The organism is Streptomyces naganishii JCM 4654 (genome assembly GCF_014650575.1).
In the GTDB taxonomy this organism is placed as follows: domain Bacteria; phylum Actinomycetota; class Actinomycetes; order Streptomycetales; family Streptomycetaceae; genus Streptomyces; species Streptomyces naganishii.
Genome location: NZ_BMVF01000004.1, coordinates 299545 through 323212, shown reverse-complemented (window position 1 = coordinate 323212; position 23668 = coordinate 299545). Strand labels below are relative to the sequence as shown.

Sequence of the window (23668 nt, the reverse complement as noted above, 5' to 3'; positions counted from 1 at the left end):
ACGGCAGTTGGGTGCGAGCGGTGTACGGGGCGCGGGCCACGGTCACGGCCGGCCGAGGGCGGCCCCGTGGATCACCAGTAGTGGCGGTGTCCGGCCACCGCGTGCCCCAGGGAGCCGAGGATCCACAGGGCGGCGCCGACCACGGCGAGGATGATGCCGATGGTCCACAGGATGGATATGCCGGTGACGAAACCGACGATGAGAAGGATGACACCGAGGACGATCATGGCCGCCTCCCGTTGCGGTAGTGCTCCTTCCACTGTGCACCCAAATGCGCCGGACAGCGCCTGGGCGGAATCCGTCCGCGCCTTCCTTCCGCACCCCTTGACGCCTTTGGTTCAGACCTTTAGGTTCACGGGTCAGCCAGTCATCCACGCATGCGTACTGTGTTCACTCACGTGAATGTCCACGAATGCCCCATCGAAGGGTGGCCCCCCACATGACCCGTTCCCAGCTGCTCGCGGCGGCGACCGTCGCGGGCCTCGCCGGCACCCTCGCGGTCCTCGGCACCGGCAGCGCCGGCGCCGCCGATCCTGACGTCGCGCCCGGCGGCAACTTCGACCTGTCGACCTGGCAGCTCCAGGAGCCGGTCGGCTCCCCGGGCGCCCCGACCACCATCCCCTCGTCCAGGCTCCAGGGAGCCCACGGCTACCAGGACGCCTACTTCTACACCGACACCCGCGACGGGGCGATGACCTTCTGGGCGCCGGAGAAGGGCGTCACCACCCCCAACTCGCACTACGCCCGCTCCGAGCTCCGCGAGACCAACCGCGACGGCAGCCCCGCCAACTGGCCGCTCAGCGGCGCCCATCGACTGAGCGCCACCCTGCGCGTGGTGTCCGTGACGTCCAACGTCTGCGTGGGCCAGATCCACCTCGGCACGGGCGGTTCCTCGACCAAGCCGCTGCTGGAGCTGTACTACCACGCGAACGGCGACATCGTCCTCGGCACCGAGAACTCGCCCTCCGGCGGCCAGACCCCGCACGCGGTCGGCCATGTGCCGGTCGGCAGGACGTGGAGCTACACCATCGCGGTCTCCGGCGGCGACACCGTCGACCTGACCGTCGACGGCAGCACCACCCACTACTCCATCCCCTCGTCCTTCAAGCAGTACAAGCAGTACTTCAAGGCCGGCTCCTACAACCAGTCCTCCTCGGACAGCACCACCAAGGGAGCCCGGGTCGCGTTCTACCGGCTGAACGTCTCCCACGGCTGACCCGTCCCCGCGGGCGCGGCTCACCCCTGGCCGCGCTCGCGCAGGGGAGCGGGGCTGCCCAGGCGGCCGGCCAGGAGCGGCTCCTGGGCGGCGACCGCGCCCGCGCTGAGCGCCACCGTGGCCGCCACGCACACCACGATCAGCCAGGACAGCAGCACGAACACCGACCCCACGGAGCCGTACTCGGCGAGGGTGCGGTTGAGCGCCCGCGGCATGTAGAGCCGGGCCGTCACCGACAGCACGGTGAGCACGAGAGCGGTGAGCACGGCGCCGGGCAGCAGGGGCTTCCAGCCCAGCAGGCCGCCCAGCAGCAGGTGCTGCGTCCACCACCACAGCAGCGTCTGCGTCACCAGCAGCAGCGGCACGCCCAGCCAGACTCCCGCCCCGAACCCGTTGCGCAGCGGTCCCTGCACGATCAGGGCGGCCAGCCACAGCACCAGCCACGCCACCCACCGCCAGGGTGCGATCCTGGCGCCCCCGCGCGGGATCTCCCAGACACGCCTGCACAGGCGCTGCATGGCCCGGCTGACCGCGGTCGCCGACAGCAGCGCCATCAGCGCGCCGACCACTCCGGTGGCCTGCCGCAGATCGTCGGTCGCCGGCTGGAGGACCTGCTGGAGCTGCTGGGCGGCCGCCCCGGTCAGCCCGAACACCGACCGCAACGAGTTCGCGAGCTGACGCCGGACGGCCGGGGGCGCGTAGGCGGTGACGACGAAGAGCAGCGGAACCGCCGTCAGGAAGCACTGGGCCGCCAGCCGGGTCGCGGAGTCGAAGATGTTCACCGACACCATGCGGTCCGCGAGATGGGTGACCACCGGGAACCGCGTCTCGGCCCGCGCATGGGCGGCCCGCGCGGAGGACACCAGCCGGGAGTACCGCGCGCGCCACCGCGGCGCGTCGCCTGCGCTGCTCGGCATGGGCGCTCCTTTCCTGCCATCAACAGTGGGGGAGTGGGCGCGTCGCGGCACGCCGGAGCGGCCGGTTCCGCGAAGGATGAGGGCATGGGGAACGTCCTGCCGGTGCTGTTCGCGCTCCTGGCCGCGTTCAGCAACGCCCTCGCCACCGTCCTGCAGCGCCGGGCCGCGCTCACCGTGCCGCAGTCCCGCGGCTTCCGTCCGGGGCTGATCCTCGACCTGATGCGCCGGCCCGTGTGGCTGGCCGGGATCCTGACCGTCATCGCCGCCGGTGTCTGGCAGGCGGTGGCCCTGGCGACCGGGCCGCTCTCCCTCGTGCAGCCCCTGTTCGTCCTCGAACTGCCCCTCGCCCTGGTGCTCGCCGCGCTGCTGCGGCGCCACCGGCCCTCGGGCGCGCTGGTGCTGCGGCTGCTCGTCGTCGTCACGGGACTCGCGCTGGCCCTGCTGTCCGCCGCCCCCTCCGGCAACCGCACCCATGTGTCCATCGACCGGTGGCTCCCGGTCCTGGCCGCCTGCGCGGGCGCCGTGGTCGTGCTGACCGCGACGGGGCTGCGCCGGCCGCCCGGCCGCTTCCGCGCCGCCGCCATCGGCGCCGCGACCGCGATCTGCTTCGCGCTGACGGCCGGCCTGATGAAGACGGCCGTGCACATCCTCACCGACGCCGGCCTCGCCGCGTTCCTCACCTCCTGGCAGACCTACGCCTTCGGGGCCAGCGGCGTGGGCGCCATGCTGCTCCTCGAACACGCCCTCCAGGGCGGCCCGTTGATCGCCTCGCAGCCCGCGCTCACCCTGGGCGACGCCGTGGTGAGCTTCCTGCTCGGCGTGCTGGTCTACGAGGAGCACGTACGCGCCGGCTGGTGGCTGCTGCCGGCGCTTGGCGGCATCGCCCTGATCGTCGTGGGCGTGCTGGCCCTCGCCCGGCAGGAGACCGAGTCCTGAACTCCCCGCGCGCTGCGCCAGGATGGGGGATGCATGACGAAGCGGAGCAGGTGGACGCGGCCGTCGCGGCGGAGTTGCGGCTCATGGATTCCGCCGTGCGGGCCTCGCGGGAGCAGGCGATGAGCCTGCTGGACCCGGAGTTCGTGGAGGTCGGCGCCTCGGGACGGCGGTGGACGTACGACGAGATGCTCGCCGCCCTCCCCGAACTGGACGGCGCCGCCGGTGACGGGCCGCGCTACGAGCCTTCGCACATGACCGGAGCGGTGCCGGCGCCCGGGCTGGTGCACCTCACCTACGAGACGTCGCTCGGCGGCAGGCGTGCCCGCCGCAGTTCGCTGTGGCGCAGAAGCGGCGACACGGGGGAGTGGCGTTTGTACTACCACCAGGCCACCCCGGTTCCGCCCGGGCAGCCGTGACGCGGTGTGGTGCGCCTGACCCGGGGTGGTCAGGAACTGGCGGCGCCGGGCCGCGCGGCCGCGGCCGCCCCGGCGTCCGGCTCACGCTGCGCGCGCGGGCCGGTGACCGTGCGCCCGCGCGCGGCGTCCATCTCGCGCCACTCCGGGCGCAGCCCGGTCAGGTTGGTGGTGAGGAAGTACGCCGCCCCGCCCGCCAGCAGCACCGGCACGAGCCCCGTCGCGGCCACCGCCGCCCCGGCCATCAGCCCGCCGAGCGGGATGCCGGCCCAGGCCAGCGAGTCGCCGAGCGCGTTGACCCGGCCCAGCATCCGGCGCGGCACCCGTTCGAACAGGACCGCGCCCAGCACCGGGTTGAGGAAGCCCCCGCCGAACCCGCCGACGGCGAACACCGCCAGCACGGCCCACATCGGCGCGCCCGCCGCCAGCACCAGGAACCTCGGCGCCCCGGCCAGCAGGAAGCCCGTGACGACCACCAGCCGGCGCGGCAGCCGGTGCCCGGTCAGCGCGGCGACCAGGCTGCCGCACACCGCCGCGGCCCCCGCCGCACTGCCCATCAGGCCCAGCGCGGCCGGCCCGTTGCCGGACTCCTTGGCCCACACGGGCATGAGCACCGTCGTGAAGGCGGCGTCCAGCAGATTGGTGACGCCCACCATGACGATCACCGAGAGCAGCAGCGGCTCGCCGCGCAGAAACGTGAACCCCTCCCCGAACCGCCGCCAGTAGCCCCCGCTCCCTCCGCCGCCCGCGTCCTCCCGTACTCCGTGTTCCTCCGCCGCGAGCCCCATCCCGCGCGGCAGCGTCACCCCGATGATCAGTGAACCGAGCGCGAAACAGCACGCGTTGACGACGAGTCCCGGCAGCGGGCCGAGCAGCGCCACCAGGGAGCCGCCGGCCGCCGGACCGACCGTGGAGGCGAGCCGCTCGGTCACGCCCGACAGCCCGGTGGCCCGCTCCAGCGGCACCCGGCCGCGCTCGGCCGCCTCCGGGACCATGACCTCCTTGGCCAGATCGCCCGGGCCGCGCGCCGCGCCGATCAGTGCCACCAGCACCAGCAGCAGCGGCAGGGACAGCACGTGCAGGGCGTGGCACAGCGGCACCGCCGCGGCCGCGGCCGCGCTGGCCAGATCGGTCGTCCAGGACACGGACCGCGGCCCGATCCGGTCCACCACCGGCCCGGTGAACGCCTTGACCAGCACGTACGGCGTCATCTCGCAGAAGGCCACCAGGCCGGTCCGCGTGGCGCTGCCGGTGGTCACGAGCACGAACCACGGCAGCGCGACGGCGGAGACCCTGGTGCCCGTCAGGGACACGGCCATCGCCGCCAGTACGCCGCACAGCGGCCGCATCGACCGCCCGTCCCGGCCGCCGCCCTCCCGTTGCCCGCTCGCCGGGGCAGGCCCGGTCACGGCGTACCCGTCGCGGCGTCCGGAGCGGCTTCCGGGGCGGGGGCGTCCAGTTCGGGCAGCAGATGGCTGATCACGGCGACCCGTGCCGCGCCCGCGGGGGCCGTCGCCGCCTGCTCCGGCGCGTCCCTGCGGTAGCGGGCGATCACCTCTCTCAACTCCCGCCGCAGCGAGGCGGCTTCCTCGGGAGTCAGGCGCAGCGCCCAGTCGCTCATGTCGAAGGTGTCGCGCCACTCCCGGGGCATGGTCTGCAGCTCGTTCAGCGCCCGCTGCGTGCGCAGGGTGTAGGCGGCGGCCACGGACTGCAGGTAGGCCAGCGTGGCCTCGGGCTCCCGGTCGGCCAGTTGCGGGTCGTCGAACTCCGTGTACTGGTGCACCGAACGCCACCAGCGCTCGCGCGCGTTGCCGCGCCCGGTGTCCTCCTCGACGAAGCCGGCCGCGCCGAGCTGGCGCAGATGGTAGCTGGCGGTGCCGGAGTTGACGCCGAGGCGTTCCGCGAGGCGGGTGGCCGTCGAGGGGCCGTACTTGCGCAGCAGTCCGACCAGTTGCACGCGGACGGGGTGGGCCAGGGCGCGCAGGCCCTTGGCGTCCAGCACGACCGCGTCCGGCCCCGCCACCGGGTCCGCGGTCCGCTCCTCGGGATCTGTCATACCGGCAGCGTAGACCGCGAAGGGGCGTTCGCAAAGGGTTCTTCGCAAAGATGTCTTCGCGAAGAACCCTTTGCAACATGGGGTGGGCTCCGGATGCCCGACCCGCCGGGTCAGTTCAGGGCCGGCGGCCCCGCTTCGGCGCCCGTGCCCCAGGCGGAGGGCTGCGCGCCGAGGGTGAAGGACAGCGAGCGTGCCCGGCGCAGGTCGGCGGTGGTCAGGTACGTACGGCCGTAGGGGGAGCCGTCGACCCGGGCCGACTGGATGTAGCGGCGGGTGTCCGAGGTGCCGGGCGCCTCGATGACGAGCGAGCCGTGCGGGTAGTAGCGCCGGTCGAGGGTGAGGTCGACCCGGTCGAAGACGGGCGTGGACAGGCCCCAGGTGGCGTAGCCGGGCTGGACCGGGAAGACGCCGATGGACGACAGCACGTTCCAGGCGGACATGGTGCCGAGGTCGTCGTTGCCCGTCATGCCGGTCGGCGTGTCGGTGAACAGGGTGAGCGCGGCGTGCACCACGTCGGTGGTCTTCCACGGCTGTCCGGTGGACAGGTAGGTGTACGGGGCGATGAGGTCGGGCTCGTTCTGCGGGTTGTACTTGTCCGCGTTGTAGTAGTCGTACGGGCCGTTCACCCACACCTCGCGGGCCGTCTTCGCCGGGTCCTTCAGGAGCCGGTCGTAGGCGAAGAAGGAGTCGAGCCGGTCGTTGGCCGCGGGCTTGCCGCCGATCAGGCCGATCATGCCCGGCAGGTCCTGCGGCACCAGCCACTGGTACTGCCAGGACGTGCCCTCGTGGAACCCCTCGCCGCGCGCCGGGTCGGCGGGGCCGGTGAAGGCGCCGGAGGCGTCGCGTGCGCGGAAGAAGCCCGTCGTGGGGTCGAAGATCCTGCGGTAGTTCTGGGCCCGGGCGGCGTAGCGCGCGGCGTCGGCGTCGTGGCCGAGCCCGCGCGCCATCTCGGCGAGCATCGCGTCGGACAGGGCGTACTCGAGCGTCGCTGAGGCGCCGTGGTCGTAGTCCGAGTCGCCGGGTTTGGCGTGCGGGCGGCCCTTGACGTACGGGGCGAAACCGCCCGCGATGTACTCCTTGTTGGCCTCGCGGCCCACGGCGGGCGAGTCGGCCGGCGGCACTCCGTCGGCGTTCTTCCTCAGGGCGCGGTAGGCGCGCTCCTCCCAGCCCTTGAGCAGCCCCTGCTGGTAGGCGTTGGTCAGGAAGGGGGTGACCGGGTCGCCGGTCATGATGTTCGTCTCGACCGTGCCGTAGCCCCACTTGGGCAGCCAGCCGCTCTCCTCGTCGATCCTGATGACGGAGATCGCCATGTCCCGCGCCTCGCGCGGCGCGAGCAGCGACAGCAGCTGGGTCTGGGTGCGGTAGGTGTCCCACAAGGACCAGTTCTGGTAGTACGTGAAACCCCGCGCCCGGTGCACCTTCTGGTCCCAGCCGGTGTAGCGGCCGTCCACGTCGCTGCCGATGTTCGGCGCGAGGAACGACCGGTACAGGGACGAGTAGAAGGTGCGGCGCAGGGTGTCGTCGCCGCCCCGCACCCGGACGTCGTCGAGCCGGTCCTCCCAGGCGCGCCGGGCCGCGGCGCGCACCTTGTCGAAGGAACGCCCGCCCTCCGCACGGAGGTTGAGGGCAGCGCCGCGCGCGTCGACGTACGACAGGGCCGTGGTGGCCTCGACCGTACGGTCCTTGGTGGTGTCGAAGCGGACGTAGGCGCCGTCGCGTCCGGTCCTGGCGCCGCCGGTGACCGTGGAGCCGTCCCAGGTGCCGTAGGCGGTGAACGGGCGGTCGAAGCGGGTGATCGTGTAGACGGTGTAGGGCTTGGTGTCCTGGCAGAAGCCGCTGCCGGTGATGGCGGTGCGCACCGTGCGGCTGTCCAGGATCTCCACCTTGGTCGAGACCGTCCGGTGCAGTGACTGGCCCGCGTTGAGCAGGACGTTGGCCTTGGCGGTGGCGGGGAAGGTGTAGCGCTGCACACCGGTGCGGGCCGTCGCGGTCAGCTCGGCCTCGATGCCGCTCTTGAGGTCGGCCTTGTAGTAACCGGGGCTCGCCTGCTCGGTGTCGTGGCCGAACTCGGCCGCGTACTTGGCGTAGTCCGTCTCCGTGACGTCACCCGTGGTCGGCAGGACGGGCAGGTCGCCGCCGAGGCCGCAGCCGACGCCGGAGAGGTGGACGAGCGAGAAGCCCCGGATGTGGTCCTGGGAGTGGTCGTAGCCGGTGTTGTGGCCGGTGTCGGGCGAGAACTGCACCATGCCGAAGGGCACGGCCGCACCGGGATAGGTGTTGCCCTCGTTCTCGGTGCCGATGAACGGGTTGACCAGATCGGTGAGTCGGCCGCCGCGAGTGTCCGCGTCGCCGGCGGCCGCCTGCGCCGAAGGGGCGGCCAGGGCGCCGGCGAGAAGCGCGCCCGCTGTCACCACCACGCCCACGCCACCACGTATCCGTTGGGTCCATCTCATGGGCGCCAGCCCCTCCCCGAAGCTTGGACAACGTTGTCAAGAACAGCGCGCTCATTCTTCGGCCTATACGTGTACGCGTCAAGAGTCCGTGTGCGAGAGCCGGTGGCCGCGGCACGGGGTCGCCGTGCCGGTGCCGCCGCGCCCGATACTCGGGCCGGCCGGGGCGCCCTGGAGCAGCGGCGGTTCGCGCGCCCGGCGTGGCATGGCATCCCAGGTCGCGGGCACCCGGCGTCGAACGCGGCTGCCCGGCGCCTGCCGTGGGCCCGGCCGGGCGAAGGCGTCAGCCGGGCAGCCGAACCGGGGCCGCTCCGGAAATGCCGCCGCACCGGCGGGGTGATGGGGTGGCGCGTGAAGCCTCCGGCCGGAGCCCGGCCGGCCGGGTCGAACAGCGGAGGAGACGGACATCGTGGGTTCCAGCCAGGACGCACCTCGGGCAGTGGTCCCCGAGCACCTGCTGAAGGGGCAGAAAGCGCTGGTCACCGGCGCGAATTCGGGTATCGGCAAGGCCACCGCCATCGCCCTGGGCAAGGCCGGGGCCGACGTGGTCGTCAACTACGTGACCGGCCGCGAGGACGCCGAGGCCGTGGTCGAGGAGATCACTTCCCACGGCGTACGGGCGCTGGCCCACGAGGCGGACGTGTCCGACGAGGGCCAGGTCGCCGCGATGATGGAGCACACCGTCCAGGAGTTCGGCACCCTCGACATCCTGGTCGCCAACGCCGGCCTGCAACGGGACGCCCCCTTCACGGAGATGACCCTCGCCCAGTGGCAGAAGGTCCTGGACGTCAACCTCACCGGACAGTTCCTCTGTGCCCGTGAGGCGGCCAAGGTGTTCCTGCGCCGGGGAGTCGTCCCCGAGGTCTCCCGCGCCGCCGGCAAGATCATCTGCATGAGCTCGGTGCACCAGATCATCCCCTGGAGCGGCCACGTCAACTACGCGGCGTCCAAGGGCGGCGTGCAGATGATGATGGAGACGCTGGCCCAGGAGCTCGCCCCGAAGAAGATCCGGGTCAACGCGATCGCCCCCGGCGCCATCAAGACCCCCATCAACCGCGACGCCTGGCAGACGCCCGAGGCCGAGAAGGACCTCCTGCGGCTGATCCCCTACGACCGTGTCGGCGACCCCGACGACATCGCCCACGCGGCCGTCGCCCTCGCCTCCGACCTCATGGACTACGTCGTCGGCGCCACCCTCTACGTCGACGGCGGGATGACCCTCTTCCCAGGCTTCGCCACCGGCGGCTGACCCCCTCAGCCCCCCGGCTGCCTGCGCGCGCCGCCGGCCTCGACGTGCTGATGTGGGCGCCCCTCGAGTCGCAGCGGCGGTGGATCGAGCGGGCCGGCATCGAGCTGGGCACGGGCGGACTCATGGCCGCCCGCACCGGCCCGAGCGCCCGGCTCGAAGGAGCCACCACGGTCCTCCTGGTCACGGACGCCGACGACTTGCGCGTGCTCGCCCGGGTCGTCCTCGCCGACCGCCGTCGACGGACGGGCCCACCGGGACGGCCCGCCGGGTCGGTCCGCCGGGTCGGTCCGCCGGGTCGGTCCACTGGATCGCTCCGCCGGGTCGGTCCACTGGATCGCTCCGCCGGAATCTGCCCGCCGCCCGGCATAGAGGGTGTCGTCGTCCCCTGCCCCGCCGGGGACGACCTGTTCGGCCCGGCCTGCCCCCGCACACCGTGGCGGCCGGCGGCCCGCCGCGAGCGGGCGCCCGCTTCCGCCCGCAGCCCGCGTCCGGCCCTCGCCCACCGGGCCACGAGACCGTCTTCGTCGTGCGGCGCGACGGCCGCCTCCAGTCCGCCAGCGGAAACGGCCCGCCCACCGCGCGGGACGACGGCACCCTCGTACCCCTGGGGCACGAACCGGACGGCCCCTAGTGGCTGTTGAGGGACTCGTTCAGGGTGATCGCTGCGTCGATCAGGGCGAGGTGGGTGAATGCCTGGGGGAAGTTGCCCAGTTGGCGGCCCGTCGGGTCGATCTCCTCCGAGTACAGGCCAAGATGGTTGGCGTAGCCCAACATCTTCTCGAACGCCAGCCGCGCCCGCTCGGCGCGGCCCGCGCGGGCCAGGGCGTCGACGTACATGAACGTGCACAGTGAGAAGGTGCCCTCCGAGCCGCGCAGTCCGTCGGGCGAGGCCTCGGGGTTGTAGCGGTAGACCAGGCTGTCGCTGACCAGTTCCTGCTCCATCGCGTCGAGCGAGGAGGCCCACATCGTGTCCTGCGGGGTGATGAACCCGACCGTCGCCATCCGCAGCAGCGAGGAGTCGAGCACGTCACTGCCGTAGTGCTGGACGAATGCCTGACGGTTCTCGCTCCAGCCCTTCGTCATGACCTGCTCGTACAGCGCGTCGCGCGCCGACTCCCAGCGGGCGGCGTCCGAGGGCCGGCCGTTGGACCGCGCGAGCCGCAGCGCCCGGTCGAAGGCCACCCACGACATCACCCGTCCGTAGGTGAAGTGTTCGCGGCCGCCGCGGGTCTCCCACAGGCCCTCCTCGGGCTGGTCCCAGTGGTCGGTCAGCCAGTCCAGGTTGGTCAGCAGCGCGTTCCAGCCCCGGTGGCCCAGCTGGAGCCCGTGCCGGTGCGCGCAGCAGATGCTGTCCAGCGCCTCGCCGTAGATGTCCAACTGCAGTTGCGTGGCGGCCCCGTTGCCGATCCGCACCGGCGCGGAACCGGCGTAGCCCTCCCAGTGCGGCAGGATCTCCTCGGTCAGGTCCGAGGAGCCGTCGACCTTGTACATGATGTTCAGCGGCCCCGAGTCCCCCTCGCTGCCCGCCCGTTCCTTGACCCGGTCGCCGAGCCACTGGATGAACGCCGTGGCCTCCTCGGTGAAACCCAGTCCGAGCAGCGCGTACACGGAGAAGGAGGCGTCCCGTATCCAGGTGAACCGGTAGTCCCAGTTGCGCTCGCCGCCCAGCTGCTCCGGCAGGGCCGCCGTCGGGGCGGCCACCAGGGCGCCGCTCGGGGCGTAGGTCATGAGCTTCAGGGTGATCGCGGACCGTTCCACCGCCTCGCGCCAGCGGCCGGTGTAGCGCGACTGGCCGAGCCACGAACGCCAGTAGTGGACGCTGTCGTCGAAGATCTGCTCGTACTCGGCCAGGCGCATCTCCCGGGGCGGGCCGTCGGCCGCCCACTCGAGCACCAGCCCGCGCTGCTCACCCGCCTGGAGGGTCAGCTTGAGGTGGAGGTCGTTCTGGAGGTCCGTGAGGACGTCCAGGAGACGGTCGTCGCCCGGTTCCCGCACGGAGTGGACGGTCAGTTCCGAGCCGTCCTGCGCGGCGAACACCGCTCCGTGCTCGGTGATGTGCAGCCGGTGTCCCTGGCGCCCGTAGTCGAACCTCGGGGCCACGACGATCTCGAACGTCATGCTGCCGCGCACACAGCGGACCATGCGCACCAGCCGGTGCCGCTCCGTGACCGTCGTCCCGGTCACCGGCATGAAGTCCAGCACCTCGCCCGCGCCCGCCTCGGTCATGAAGCGGGTCACCAGGATCGCCGTGTCGGGAAGGTACAACTGCTTGGTGGCATAGGTCGGATGGAGCGGCCGCACCGTGCAGTGCCCGCCCTTGTCCTTGTCGAGGAGCGACCCGAACACACTGGGCGAGTCGAACCGGGGCATGCACAGCCAGTCGACCGTTCCGTCCGTGGTCACCAGGGCCGCCGTCTGCAGATCGCCGAGCAGGCCGTGGTTCTCGATCAGCGGGTAGTCCACCATCGGGGCGCCCCTCTCGGTGTGCGATTCACCCGAACGCCGCCCCCCGGACCAGAGTAGGCCGCACTCCCGCGCCCGGCGCGTCGGGCCGCGGCGAGCGGCTTTGGCCAGTGCGCGGCAGCCGTGGCGGCGACGCGGCTACGAGGATGCGGTGCAGGCCCGCAGCACCGCAGCGTCCACCTCCGCCGCGCTGCCGGAGGCGTCGATGGTGACGCCCGGCTCGTCGGCCTCCAGCGGGTCCAGGACGGCGTACTGCGAGTCGAGCAGCGCGGGCGGCATGAAGTGCCCCGAGCGGTGCGCGATCCGCCGCGCGGCCACCGCACGGTCCAGCGCCAGGTACACGAACCACACGTCCGCTCCCGCGCGCCGCAACTCGTCCCGGTAGGCGCGCCGCAGCGCGGAACACGACAGGACACCGCCCCGGCCGCGGGCGGCCGTGGCCCGGATCCAGTCCGCGAGCGCGGCGAGCCAGGGCGCGCGGTCGGCGTCGTCCAGGGGATGCCCGGAGGCCATCTTGGCGCGGTTGGCCGCCGGGTGCAGGTCGTCGCCCTCCTGGAACGGCACGCCGAGCCGCTCCGCGAGGTGCGCTCCCACGGTGGACTTGCCACTCGCCGAAACGCCCATCACGACCACGATCCGCGTGTCACGGGCCATGCCGGTCAACGTGTCTCCTCGTCAGTGGTCCTCGGGACGGTCGTCGTCGCGCAGTCTGCGCCACAGCTGCGTGCGGTGCAGCACGTACATGGCGAGGGCCAGCACCCCCGCCTGGAGCCCGACGGCGAGGAGCCAGAAGACGGCCCGGCTCTCCAACTCGTCCGTCAGGAAGGTGAAGTTCATTCCGAAGTACCCGGTCAGGAAGGTCAGCGGAAGGAAGATCGTCGAGACGATGGCGAGCCGGTTGATCACACCGTTCTGCTCGCCGGAGACGAGTGAGGAGTAGCTGGCGAAGGCACGGCGGGTCGCCTCCTGGAGGGACGTGATGTCCGCGAGCACCAGCCGGCCGGCGCCCTGGAACTCGCGGGCGAGCCGCCGGTGCTCCTCGGGGAAGGCCCCGCTCATGATCCGGCGGGTGAGGACGTCGTCCGTCACCTGGAGGTAGGGCAGGAGCGCCCGGTGCAGGAGGCCGGCCCGCCGGCGCAGCCGGGCCAGGCGGTAGACCTGGTCGGGCCGACGCCGCTCGAACATCCGGTCCTCGAGGTCCTCCGTGGTGAGCAGGGCCCGTACGGCGGCCCGGCGGAAGGTCTCCAGGGACTCCTGGAGCAGCCGGAACAGCACGGCCGCCGTGTCCGAGGCCCCTTCCCGCGCCAGCCGCGCGGCGAAGCCGTCCAGCGCCTGCAGCGGGCCCCGCCGGACGGTGACGAGATGCCCTTCGGTGGCGAACACGTGGACGTGGGCGACGCTGGCGCCCTCGACCACCGGTACGACGATGCCGATCCTGTCGCCGAGGAAGTCGGCCCGGACCGGCTCGTCCGTCCTGCCGAACCGGGGCAGGCCCTCCGTCCGCAGCCCCAGCAGGCGGGCGATCCCGGGCCCGTCGTCCGGCGCCGTGTCCGCGACGGTGACGGCCACGCCCTGGGCGGTCCCGTCGGAGTCCTGGAGGCGGAAGAGGGACACCGAGGCCACCCGCTCCCGCGGCGGGTCCTGCTCGTTGCGCACCCGGAAGCGCAGGTCGAGCTCGGGGTTCCCCGTCTCCAGGACCCCGCGCGCCGCGTCCACCACGGCCGCCGGGTCCTCGGCGTGGAAGGCCTCCAGGACGTCCAGCAGCGAGCGGCCGATCATACGGTCGACGGGGAACTCCCGGATGTGCCGCGCGGCGGTGTTGACCCGCACCAGCAGCAGCCCGGTGTCGTACACGTGCAGCCCGCCGGGCGACTGCCCGAACAGCACCCCGGCCACCGCCTCGTCCAGCCCGGACCCGCTCCATCCGGATGCGCGAGGTGGTTCAGTCACGACGGGGTCCTTGCCGGTGCGTCTTCCCAGAGCGGACACACCGAGCAAATCACCGGGCGGCCCGCACCGCCACCGTGGCCCGCGCGCCTGCCGTCCCGCCGCCCCGCCAGGAGGTCAGTGGCCGCCGCCCGCCGAGGCCAGCCGGGCCGAGGCGCGGGCGCGGGCCGCCTCCAGGACGCTCAGCAGGACGTGCTTGCTGGAGGCGCGGTCACGCACGTCGCACAGCACCACAGGAGTCGCCGGATCCAGGTCCATCGCCGCGCTCACCTGCTCGGGCGTGCAGTCGCGCCGCCCGTGGAAGCAGTTGATGCCGACGGCGAACGGGATGCCCCGCTCCTCGAAGAAGTCGATCGAGGCGAACGAGGCCTGCAGGCGCCGGGTGTCGGCGAGGACGACCGCGCCGAGGGCGCCCATGGCCAGGTCGTCCCACATGAACCAGAAGCGGTCCTGCCCCGGCGTGCCGAACAGGTACAGCACCAGCTCCGGCGCGATGGTGATACGGCCGAAGTCCATGGCGACGGTCGTCGATGCCTTGCCCTCCACACCGGCCAGGTCGTCGACGCCGAGGCTCGCCTCGGTCATGCGCTCCTCGGTCTCCAGCGGGGGGACCTCGCTCACCGAGCCCACCATGGTGGTCTTGCCCACGCCGAAGCCGCCCGCGATGAGGATCTTCAGCGCGGTCGGCATGACCGGCTCGGAGTTCATGAGCGGCTCAGAGCTGACGGATACCATCCATCACCCTTTCGATGAGTTCCACGCTCGGCTGGTCCTCCCGCCCGGGCGGCGACTGGACCAGGATCAGCGAGGCGTCGAGCAGATCTCCGCACAGCACCTTCACCACGCTCACCGGCAGGTCCAGCAGCGCGGCGATCTCGGCGACCGCCAGCGCGCGGTCCCTGCACAGGTGCAGGATGTGCGCCGCCTCCGGCTCCAGGTGACCGGCGTCGGCGAGGTGCGCGGTGCGCGCGACGACCAGTGTGATCAGGGCGAACGCGTGCTGGCTGTGCCGGGTGCGCCCGCCGGTGATGGCGTACGGCCGTAAGTAGCGCCCGGTCTCCGGACCGGTGCGCCACCGCTGTTCAGGCATCCCGGAAGGGGCCGCCGGACGGGGACTGCACGCGGGGAGCCGCGGTCAGGTACTGGCCCACCTGTTTGACGAGCGTGCCCATCTCGTACGCCATCATCCCGACGTCCACTCCCTCCGAGGCGATCGCGGCCAGCCGCGCGCCCTTGCCCGCGGCCGTGACGAAGAGGAACGCCTTCTCCATCTGGATGACCGACTGCTGCACCTGTCCGCCGTGGAAGTGCCGTGAGGCGCCGCGCGCCAGGCTGTGCACGCCCGACGCCACCGCGGACAGGTGCTCGGCGTCGTCGCGGAGCATGGCCTTTGACTTGCCGATGAGGAGACCGTCCCCGGACAGCACGATGGCGCAGCGGATCTCCGGGATCCTGTCCACCAGGGCGTCGAGGAGCCAGTCCAGTTGAGGTCCTGTGTGTACCTGCTCAGTCATTGCGTAACTGTCCTCACAGTTCGTCGGCACTACGGTCCGCCGATTCGTCCTGCCGCCCGTGCGCGCCGTGCGGTTCGTCGCCCTGGAACATCCCGGCCCGTTTGAGCCCCAGGTGTATGGCGCTCATCGCCCGGGCGGACGCCTCGGGGGAGAAGACGTCGTCGTCACCCTCGTCGCCGTGGCCGCCCTCCGCCTGTGCCTGCGCCGCCTCCCTGCGCAACTGCTGCGCCAGGCTCGCTCCCCGGACGCGCTGGGGCAGCACCTCGGGCGTGGACAGGGGGCGTCCGGCGCCGGGTGCGGCGGTCTCCGGTGCGGTGAGCCCCGGTGGGGGCACGGCCGCGCCGGGGGCGGGTGCCGCGGGCGGCGGGGCCGCCTGCTGCCGGCGCCTGGGCAGGCCGGGCTGCCCGGCGCCCGATGCCGTGGGACCGGCGGGCGGGGCGGGCGGCGCCGCCGGCGGGTGGGACCGGACCGGGTCCGTGTCCTGCCCGGGTGGCGCCCATCCGGGCGGTTCGGCCGGCGGGGACACCGGATGTTCCGAAGCGGGGGGCAACAGGCCTGCACCTCCGTACTCGGGGAAACCGCTGGGGTCGGGCAGAGGCGCGTGCGTGACGACCTCGTCGGGCGCGACGGCCGGCGCGCTCGGCCGGGCGGGCACGGCATGCCCCACGACGACCGGCGCGTCCGCGCCCGCCCCGGGGGTGGCGCCCCTGCCGCCGACGGCACCGGCGGCCCTGCCGGCCGCCCCGGGAGGTGGGTCCGTCGCGCCCGCCGGAGCGCCGGCCGCCCCCGCGGGAACGCCGGTTCCAGCCCTCGCCCCGGCTCCCGGAGCGCCGGCTGTCCCGGCAGGACCGCCCGTTCGGCCGCCCGCCCCCGCCGGGGTGCCCGTACGGCTGCCCAGGGCGCGGTCGGCGGGCTCGTCCGGGGCCGCCACCGCACGGCCCGCGGCGACGGCGGCCGACTGGAGCTGGTCGACCACGGGGGACGAGACGCCCTCCAGCAGCTCGGCGGGCAGTACCACCAGCGCGAGCGTGCCGCCGTAGTCGGACTCGCGCAGGACCACGCGGATGCCGTGGCGTTCGGCGAGCCGGGCCACCACGAAGTGGCCGAGGCGCGGGTCCTCGCCCAGCGCCGTCATGTCGATCCGCGGCGGGTGGGCGAGCAGTTCGTTGGCGCGGTGCAGGTGCTCGGGCTGCATGCCGAGGCCCTGGTCCTCCACGTGCACGGCCAGGCCCTTGGCGACCCGGGTCGCGCTGACCGTCACCTGCGTGTGCGGGGGCGAGAACGCGGTGCCGTTCTCGATGAGTTCGGCGAGCAGGTGCGTGACGTCGGCGACGGCCCGCCCCGAGACGGCCACCCTCCGGTCCGACGGGGTGTTCCTCACCCTGACGCGCGTGTACTGCTCGGTCTCGGCCACCGCGCTGCGCATCACGTCGGTGATGGGCACGGGCGGTGTCATACGGCGGCTCGGCGGGGCGCCGCTGAGGATCATCAGGTTCTCCGCGTGCCGCCGCACACGGGTGGCCAGGTGGTCGACCCGGAAGATGTCCTTGAGCAGGTCCGAGTCCTCGTGCTTGCGCTCGAGGTCGTCCAGCAGGGAGATGAGCCGGTGGATCAGGCTCTGCGCGCGGCGGATGAGCTGGGCGACGACCTTCTCGGTGCCTTGCCGGCCCTTCGACTGGCGCAGGGTGGAGTCCGCCGCGATGCGCACCAGCTGGTCGACGGCCGCCGACAGCCGCCCGAACTCGTCGTCCGCCGCGTGCGCCCGGTGGGGCAGCAGCACGGACGGGTCCACGTGTTCGCCGCGCTCTATTCGGGCGAGGATCGCGGGCACCTGATGGGACGCCAGCTGGTCGATCTCCGACTGGAGTTCGGCGAACCGGCCGAGAGCCGACCGGCGGGCGCGCAGGGCCAGCAGGGCGGCTCCGGCGAGGGCGGCGAGCGTGGCCGCCGTGCCCAGCAGCGCCGCCAGCAGCAGATTGTCGCCGTGGTCCGAGGCCCTGGCGGCCAGCGCGTCAAGGGAGTCGCCGCCGAGCCTCTGGAAGTCGCCGACCGCACCGCCCGCGGCGGCCGGCCACGCGTCGGCGTCCGAGGGAAGGGCGTTGCCCTGTCCGCCGCTCACGGCCTGTTCGAGCGAGCCGACGGTGTCCCACTGCGCGCCGCCGGCGATCTGCGGGTACCGTCCGGCCGCGTCGCCCGGCAGGTCCTGGACGGTCAGATCGGCCCGGGCCGCCTGCTGCGCGGCGAGGTACTGGCCGAACCGCGCGCGGTCCGCCGCCGAGAGGCGGTGCGCGGACAGGGCGCCGGCCATCAGGGCGTCCTCCCGCGCGAGCATCTCCGTGCTGCGCGCCAGGGCGACCGTGGCCGTGCCCGCGCGCTGCTGCTCGCCGTCGTCGCTGCGCACGGCCTCGGTGAGCAGGTCGATGCCCTGGGAGACGGCGTCGGTGAAGTATCCGAAGGCGTCGCCGGCGGTCAGGGTACGCGCGTCGATCGCGCTGCGGCGCTGTGCCAGCGCGTCCAGCGTGCCGCCGAGCGTCTTGGCCCTGCGCCGCAGCTCGGCCGTGTCGAGCCCGGACGCGCGACGGAACCCGGCGACGGCCGCGTCGGTCTTCGTGCGGGCCGCCTCGAGGTCCGAGCGGACCGAACTCGCGCGGCCCGCCTGCCAGGCCGCGGTGAGGCCGCGCTCGGTCTGCAGCCGGGTCAGCACCTCCTGGAGGGGGCCGGCGACCGACGAGACGTGGTCGGCGTCGGTGTGCGACTGGACCTGCTCGTCGACGAGCCCGGCCGCCGTGTATCCCCACAGCGCGCTCAGGCAGACGGCGGGGACGACGAAGGGGACGACGAACGAGGACCGCAGCGATCTGCGAGGGGCGGCGCGGTGACGTGTCCGCCGGTCGCGGGTGCCTGGCATCTGATTCCTCGTACAGCAGCGATACACCGGAGTGATGGGGATGCTCAACGCCCGTCCCCGCGCAGTGACCTGGTGGCTCACCGTGATCGAAGGCCGGTGCGAGCTGCACCGTATCAGGATCATCGCGCAGCGTCACTCCGGCCTCCGGGCAACTGGTGCCTTTCTTCACAGTAGTTGGGGTACCGGACAGCCAATGGTCAACTGCTGTCCGGCGCAGGGCACTTGACTGCCGCGGCGGTGTCCTCGATCAGAGAAGGGCGAGCAGCCGGGGGGTGTAGAGGGCCTCGGCGGAGACGATCCCGGCGACCATGTCGAGGTAGATCGCGGTGAGTTCGGGGTCGGACTGCACGGCCCGCAGCAGGGAGAGCCGCTGTTCGTGCGGGTCCAGCCGGGCGACGCCGAGCGTGGCCTCGTAGCCGGGGGCGAGGTCCTGGTCCCGCTGCCGGGCGAAGTCCGCGAGGGCCGCGTCGAGCCGGGCCGGATCGCCGTCCAGGAGGCCCGTCACCTTCGCCACCAGGCTCTCGACCTGCTGGAAGGCGTCACTGATGCCACGCGCCGTGATGGAGTCCTTGTGGTGCCCCGCGTCGCCCACGAGCACCCATCCGGGGCCGGTCGCCTGCCGGAAGAAGTTCTGCTGGTCGCCCGTGCCGTGCAGGCGTTCCGCGGGCTCCCGGCCGCGCAGCCGCTCGTACAGGGCGGGCGCGGTGGTGCGTATCTGCTCCTCGTAGGCACGGTGGGCGCCGGCGCGGACCTCCTCGAAGCGCGACTGCGGGAAATACGCCAGGACCAGCGTCGTACCGTCGTTGGTGGGCACGGCGGCCACCCAGCCGGCGGGCCGCTCGTACAGTTCGAGGTCGGCCGGCACGTCCGGCCAGTACGTGTAGTACGCGCAGGTCAGCCGGCGATCGTGCACGGTGTACGGTGCCGCCGTGAGCCGGGCGACGGTGGAGCGCATGCCGTCCGCGCCGATCACCAGGTGTGCGCGTTCGGTGAAGGTTCCGTTTCCCCGGCGCCCCTCCACGCCGACCACCCGGCCCGTGTCGTCCCGCAGCAGCCCGGTCACCCGGCAGCGGTCGCGGAACTCCACGCCCGCCTCGACCGCCGCGTCGACGAGGACGGGGTCCAGCACCCGGCGGCGCGGGGCGAACCCGGTCCGCTGGCCCTCCACCCCTCGCGCGCACCCCTCGATGCGGATGTCGGCCACCTCGTAGACCGTGCGCTTCAGCGGCGGGCAGCCCGAGGCGCGCACCCGCTCCAGCAGGCCCCACCGCGCGAGCGCGGCGACGCCGGGCTGGTGGACGAGATGGGTGGACAGGACGTCGGAGCCGTACGCCGACTTGTCCAGCATCAGCACCCGGTGCCCGGCGCGGGCCAGGAGCAGGGCGGTGGAAGCGCCGGCGCAGCGCGCCCCCACCACGATGACGTCGTACATGCGAAAGCCTCACAGGGAACGTCGGGGACAGGAAGCGGTGGGGGGAAGCGTGGGGGAACAGCGGGGTCTCCGGTGGGGGCACCGGTGCCGGTGCGTGGCGGTGGCGGTGCCGGGGCGTGGCGGTGCCGGGGCGTGGCGGTGGCGTCAACGGTCAGCGGACGCTGCCGAGTTCCGCCAGCACCGCGCGCCGGTCGATCTTGCCGTTGGTGTTCAGCGGCAACTGCTCCAGCACGGTGATCCGACGCGGCATCATGTACGGCGGCAGCCGCTCGCCCAGGGCCGCGTACAACCCGTCGGCGCCGCAGCCCGATCCGCTCACCGCGGCCTGCAGTTCCGGTTCCCCGTCGGCGGCCGGCACCGTGACGACGATGGCGTCGCGCACCCCCGGCTGGCGCCGCAACGCCGCCTCGATCTCCCCGAGTTCGATCCGGTGTCCGCGGATCTTCACTTGGTGGTCGGTCCGCCCCAGGTGGACCAGGTGGCCGCCCTGCACCGCCACCCGGTCGCCCGTCCGGTACCAGTGGCCCTCGGCGGGCGGACCCTCCCCGGCGGGCAGCAGCTCGTCGGTGAGGAAGCGGCCCGCGTTGTCCGCCGCGTTCGCGTAGCCGGCGAAGCGCAGCGGCCCCCTGACGCACAGCTCGCCGCTGTCGGCGGGCCGGCCGGTGTCGTCCAGCAGCACCACGTCCAGGACCGGGTAGCCGGCGCCGATGGGCGCGGTGCCGTTCGGGGTGCGCGGCCAGTCGGCGGGGTCGTCGGGGAAGCGGTAGGCGGTGCAGGAGATGGTCAGTTCGGTGGGGCCGTAGAGGACTTCGAGGCGGCTGTCCGCGGCGGCCGCGCGCCACTCGCGGGCGGCGTCGAGGGTGAGCGGCTCGCCGCCGAAGACGCTCCAGCGCAGCGTCGGCATGCTGCCGGGGGTCAGGGTGCCGAGCCGGGAGGCGAAGGAGATCAGCGACGGCACCGAGAACCAGTGCGTGAGCCGCAGCTTGTTGACCGTCCGCACCGGGGACAGCAACTGGCCGCGCTCGGGCACGACCAGCGTGCCGCCGCCGGCCCAGGCGACGAACAGGTCGTGCACCGACCCGTCGAAGGTCAGCTCGAATGTCTGCGACAGCCGGGCGCCCGGCCCGATGCCGTACCGGCCGGCGACCTGCTCCAGATACGCGCAGATGTTGCGGTGCCGGATCGGCACGCCCTTGGGGACGCCCGTCGAGCCCGACGTGAAGATGAGGTACGCGAGGTCGTCCGGGCCGGGCCGCGGCCAGGACACGTCGGGCACCGGCCCGTCCCCGAGGGCCGCGAGTTCCCCGGGACCGGCCGCGAGGACGGGCACGCCCAGGCCCTCCCCGGCGCCGGCGGTGCCGCCCAGGACCAGGTCCAGGCCGGCCGCCTCGGCGATCCCGGCGGTCCGCGAGGCGGGGTGCTCGGGGTTGAGCGGCACCACGGCCGCGCCCGCCCGCAGCACCGCGAGATAACCGGCGTACGCGGTCACCGAGCGGGCCGCCAGCAGCCCGACCCGGCGCGGCGCGCTGCCACCGCCGGCCACGAGCAGGCGGGCGGCGAGCCGCTCGGCGAGGTCGCGAAGTTCGCCGTAGGTCAGGCTCTCCCCGCCGACCTCCAGCGCGGTGACGCCGGGGTGCTCGGCGGCCGAGCGGGCGAACCAGTCGTAGAGCGAGGTCGGTCCGCTCACCGGGCCACCGCCTCCAGTGCCCGCGTCCACTGCCGCAGCTCGCCGACCGTGCGCAGCCGGCCGAACTCCTCCGGGTCGACCTCCGCCTCGCAGCGCTTGACCAGTTCCACCACGATCCGCAGCTTGGCCAGCGAGTCGATGCCGATGTCCGTCAGCGTGGAGGCGTCGTCGAATCCGGTGCGCGCGTGCTCCCGGAGGACCCAGGCCGCGAGGTCGCCGTCGTCCTCGTGCGGGTGCTCCTCACCGGGCCAGTAGCGCCGGGTCTGCCAGGGGTATCGGGGCAGCGGCACATGACGGCCTGGCTCGTCGCCGAACACGGTCTCCCACTGAACGTCCTCACCGCGCAGGTAGCGTTCGGCGACGGCGGTCAGCGGCCGTCCGCCCACCGCCGGTGTGCCGGTGAGGGCGGCCGCCAACTCCTCGTGGCTGCACCCGATCACGGCCGTGCGGTGCTCGTGGTGGTGGCGCCGGGTGGCCGCGGTGAAGCAGATGTCCCGCAGGGCGTACGACGCTCCCGCCCCGCCGGGGCGCAGATAGCCGGCGTAGGAGCGGGTCAGCTCCGCCAGCGCCTGCGGGGTGTGCGCGGAGATCGCCAGGACGTACGGCGCACCGTCCGGCGCCGGGCCGGCCGCGTCGGAGCCCAAGTCGGCCCGGCCGAGCACCACATGGGCGTTGAGGGCCGAGGCGCCCTGCCCGCAGACCCCGGCGACTACGGGCCGCCCGGGTCCGGGCAGCGGCTGGGGCTTGGACGGTACGGTCAGCGGCAGCCCGTCCCAGTCGACGTCCGGGTGCGGGGTGTCCAGGTGCAGGCTGGCCGGCACCTCGCCGTGCTCCAGGCACAGCACCGTCTTGATCAGCCCCGCCATGCCGCCGGCGGCCTCGGCGTGACCGATGTTGGTCTTCACCGAGCCGACCAGCAGCGGCCGGTCCGCGGGGCGCCCCGCGCCGAGCACCTCGCCGAGCGCGGTCAGCTCCAGCGGGTCGAGCAGGGGCGAGCCGGAACCGTGCGCCTCGACGAAGTCGACGTCGGCCGGGTCCACCCCGGCGTCCTCGTACGCCCAGCGCAGCACGTCCAACTGGCCCTCCAGGGACGGGTTGAGCACCGCCTCGCTGGTGCGGCCGTCGTTGCCGACCGCGCTGCCCCGGATGACGGCGCGCACCCGGTCGCCGTCGGCCAGCGCGTCCGCCAGCCGCTTCAGTACGACGACCCCGACGGCGTCGCTCGGGGCGTAGCCGTCGGCCCTCGCGTCGCCGAACTTGCTGCGCCCGTCGCGGGCCATGCCGCCGGCGTGGGTGAGCACCAGGCTCTCGTCGGGGCGCAACGCGATGCTGACCCCGGCCGCGAGCGCCAGCGGGCTCTCGCCGGAGCGCAGGCTCCGCACGGCCTGGTGCACGGCCACGAGCGAGGAGGAGCAGGCGGTGTCGACGACGACGCTGGGGCCGCGGAAGTCGAAGAAGTGGGACAGCCGGGCGGGCAGCAGCGAGCGGAAGTTGTTCAGCTGGGCGGCGGTGACCGCCTCGGGGCCCTGGCGCAGGGCGAGTTCGAGGAAGTCGGCGCGCGCGTTGCCGACGTACACGGCGGTGCGGGTGCCCGCCAGTCGGTCGGGGCGCTGCCCGGCGTCCTCCAGCGCCTCCCAGGCCGTCATGAGCAACAGCCGCTGCTGGGGGTCGAGTTCGGCGGCCTCGGTGGCCGACATGCCGAAGAACTCCGCGTCGAAGCCGGCGATGTCACCGATGTAACCGGCCCGGCGGCCGGCTATTCGGCCCTGCCCGGGCTCGGCCTCGGGGGAGTGCAGGGAGTCGACGTCGTAGCGTTCGCCGGGGGTCTCGGCGGTGACGTCCTCGCCGTCGCGCAGCAGTGCCCACAGCTCCTCGGGGTCCGTCGCGCCGGGCAGCCGGCAGGCCATGCCGATCACCGCCACCGACCGGTCGTCCGCAGCGGACCGCACGCCACCGGGCCTGTCGTCGGGCCTGTTCATGGGAGAACTCCGTTTCATATGTCGCCACTGTCCCTGCGTCATGGAGCGGTTCGAGCCCGTCCCGTCCTGCTCCGGCGCGCGCTGGGACCGGGCACAGGTGGTCACGGCACGTGGGGCGGGAACGGCTGTCCGGGCTTGCGCTGTACCGGGTGTCGGGAGCGCCCTGCGGCCGGTCCGGGGGGCCGCACCGTCCCGCGCGGCATCGTCGCCATCAGGCCACGGGCGGGGCCGGCCGGCCGGTGTCACACGGACACGGCGAAAGGGCGGGAGGCTTGGCCTAAAACCCACCTGCGGGAGGGGCGCCGGAGGTCTTGACGATCCCGCTCACCGGATCCCGACCGGGGACCGCGCACCCGCCTCACCACCCCAAATCCGAACGCAATTTCGAACACCTACTGTCACGTCGGGCGATTCCGTCAGTGTCGACAACAAGTCCACCGGACGATTGTCGGGTGGAAAATCGTTTCGGTTCGACGGCCGCCGGGAGAATGACGGGAAGTG

General features: G+C 73.3%; 19 protein-coding genes. 4 read left to right on the top strand and 15 right to left on the bottom strand.

Going from position 1 to position 23668, the window contains the following annotated elements:
- Window positions 1–71: 71 nt before the first annotated feature.
- Window positions 72–227: a DUF6131 family protein gene (locus IE217_RS09405; RefSeq protein ID WP_190177274.1), complete on the bottom strand. Its 156-nt coding sequence runs from the start codon at window positions 225–227 to the stop codon at window positions 72–74.
- A gap of 212 nt (window positions 228–439) precedes the next feature.
- Between IE217_RS09405 and IE217_RS09400 the strand changes: the two genes are divergently transcribed.
- Window positions 440–1216 (top strand): polysaccharide lyase family 7 protein, encoded by a 777-nt coding sequence (locus IE217_RS09400; RefSeq protein WP_190177273.1) that lies wholly within the window; start codon window positions 440–442, stop codon window positions 1214–1216.
- A 20-nt stretch (window positions 1217–1236) separates the two neighbouring features.
- On the opposite strand, the gene IE217_RS09395 is transcribed toward IE217_RS09400, so the two are convergent.
- On the bottom strand, window positions 1237–2133 hold the full coding sequence (locus IE217_RS09395; protein ID WP_190177272.1) for a YhjD/YihY/BrkB family envelope integrity protein: 897 nt from the start codon (window positions 2131–2133) through the stop codon (window positions 1237–1239).
- A gap of 84 nt (window positions 2134–2217) precedes the next feature.
- On the opposite strand from IE217_RS09395, the gene IE217_RS09390 reads away from it, so the two are divergent.
- Together IE217_RS09390 and IE217_RS09385 are read left to right on the top strand one after the other, a co-directional pair.
- Complete coding sequence (locus tag IE217_RS09390) at window positions 2218–3069, top strand: DMT family transporter (RefSeq protein WP_190177271.1); 852 nt, start codon at window positions 2218–2220, stop codon at window positions 3067–3069.
- Window positions 3070–3098: 29 nt separating this feature from the next.
- Window positions 3099–3485 (top strand): nuclear transport factor 2 family protein, encoded by a 387-nt coding sequence (locus IE217_RS09385; protein WP_190177270.1) that lies wholly within the window; start codon window positions 3099–3101, stop codon window positions 3483–3485.
- A gap of 29 nt (window positions 3486–3514) precedes the next feature.
- On the opposite strand, the gene IE217_RS09380 is transcribed toward IE217_RS09385, so the two are convergent.
- The 3 genes from IE217_RS09380 to IE217_RS09370 all read right to left on the bottom strand — a co-directional run bounded on the left by IE217_RS09380 (window position 3515) and on the right by IE217_RS09370 (window position 7991).
- Window positions 3515–4891 (bottom strand): MFS transporter, encoded by a 1377-nt coding sequence (locus IE217_RS09380; RefSeq protein ID WP_373297979.1) that lies wholly within the window; start codon window positions 4889–4891, stop codon window positions 3515–3517.
- On the bottom strand, window positions 4888–5538 hold the full coding sequence (locus tag IE217_RS09375; protein ID WP_190177269.1) for an ArsR/SmtB family transcription factor: 651 nt from the start codon (window positions 5536–5538) through the stop codon (window positions 4888–4890). Before IE217_RS09375 ends, IE217_RS09380 begins: the two co-directional genes overlap by 4 nt.
- 110 nt (window positions 5539–5648) lie before the next feature.
- Window positions 5649–7991 (bottom strand): GH92 family glycosyl hydrolase, encoded by a 2343-nt coding sequence (locus IE217_RS09370; protein ID WP_190177268.1) that lies wholly within the window; start codon window positions 7989–7991, stop codon window positions 5649–5651.
- 451 nt (window positions 7992–8442) lie between these two features.
- On the opposite strand from IE217_RS09370, the gene IE217_RS09365 reads away from it, so the two are divergent.
- Window positions 8443–9237 carry an SDR family oxidoreductase gene (locus IE217_RS09365; protein WP_190177436.1) on the top strand — a complete coding sequence of 265 codons (795 nt, stop codon included), beginning with the start codon at window positions 8443–8445 and terminating at the stop codon, window positions 9235–9237.
- Window positions 9238–9864: 627 nt separating this feature from the next.
- Here the strand turns inward: IE217_RS09365 and IE217_RS09360 are convergent.
- The 10 genes from IE217_RS09360 to IE217_RS09315 form a co-directional block, all read right to left on the bottom strand.
- Window positions 9865–11703, bottom strand: a complete 1839-nt coding sequence (locus IE217_RS09360; protein WP_190177267.1) for a glycoside hydrolase family 15 protein — start codon at window positions 11701–11703, stop codon at window positions 9865–9867.
- A gap of 135 nt (window positions 11704–11838) precedes the next feature.
- A complete protein-coding gene (locus tag IE217_RS09355; protein ID WP_190177266.1) occupies window positions 11839–12354 on the bottom strand; it encodes a gluconokinase in 516 nt (171 codons plus the stop codon).
- Window positions 12355–12375: 21 nt separating this feature from the next.
- Window positions 12376–13650, bottom strand: a complete 1275-nt coding sequence (locus IE217_RS09350) for a CorA family divalent cation transporter (protein ID WP_229865153.1) — start codon at window positions 13648–13650, stop codon at window positions 12376–12378.
- Between the two features lie 114 nt (window positions 13651–13764).
- Window positions 13765–14382, bottom strand: a complete 618-nt coding sequence (locus tag IE217_RS09345; RefSeq protein WP_190177265.1) for a GTP-binding protein — start codon at window positions 14380–14382, stop codon at window positions 13765–13767.
- Window positions 14363–14737 (bottom strand): DUF742 domain-containing protein, encoded by a 375-nt coding sequence (locus tag IE217_RS09340; RefSeq protein ID WP_190177264.1) that lies wholly within the window; start codon window positions 14735–14737, stop codon window positions 14363–14365. The genes IE217_RS09345 and IE217_RS09340 overlap by 20 nt, the downstream gene beginning before the upstream one ends.
- Window positions 14730–15161, bottom strand: a complete 432-nt coding sequence (locus tag IE217_RS09335) for a roadblock/LC7 domain-containing protein (protein WP_190177263.1) — start codon at window positions 15159–15161, stop codon at window positions 14730–14732. Before IE217_RS09335 ends, IE217_RS09340 begins: the two co-directional genes overlap by 8 nt.
- 13 nt (window positions 15162–15174) lie before the next feature.
- On the bottom strand, window positions 15175–18069 hold the full coding sequence (locus IE217_RS09330; protein WP_190177262.1) for a sensor histidine kinase: 2895 nt from the start codon (window positions 18067–18069) through the stop codon (window positions 15175–15177).
- A 247-nt stretch (window positions 18070–18316) separates the two neighbouring features.
- Window positions 18317–19501: an NAD(P)/FAD-dependent oxidoreductase gene (locus tag IE217_RS09325; protein ID WP_190177261.1), complete on the bottom strand. Its 1185-nt coding sequence runs from the start codon at window positions 19499–19501 to the stop codon at window positions 18317–18319.
- A 151-nt stretch (window positions 19502–19652) separates the two neighbouring features.
- Window positions 19653–21188: an amino acid adenylation domain-containing protein gene (locus IE217_RS09320; protein ID WP_190177260.1), complete on the bottom strand. Its 1536-nt coding sequence runs from the start codon at window positions 21186–21188 to the stop codon at window positions 19653–19655.
- Window positions 21185–23167, bottom strand: coding sequence for a beta-ketoacyl synthase N-terminal-like domain-containing protein (locus IE217_RS09315; protein ID WP_229865152.1), 1983 nt, complete (start codon window positions 23165–23167; stop codon window positions 21185–21187). The genes IE217_RS09320 and IE217_RS09315 overlap by 4 nt, the downstream gene beginning before the upstream one ends.
- Window positions 23168–23668 lie beyond the last annotated feature (501 nt).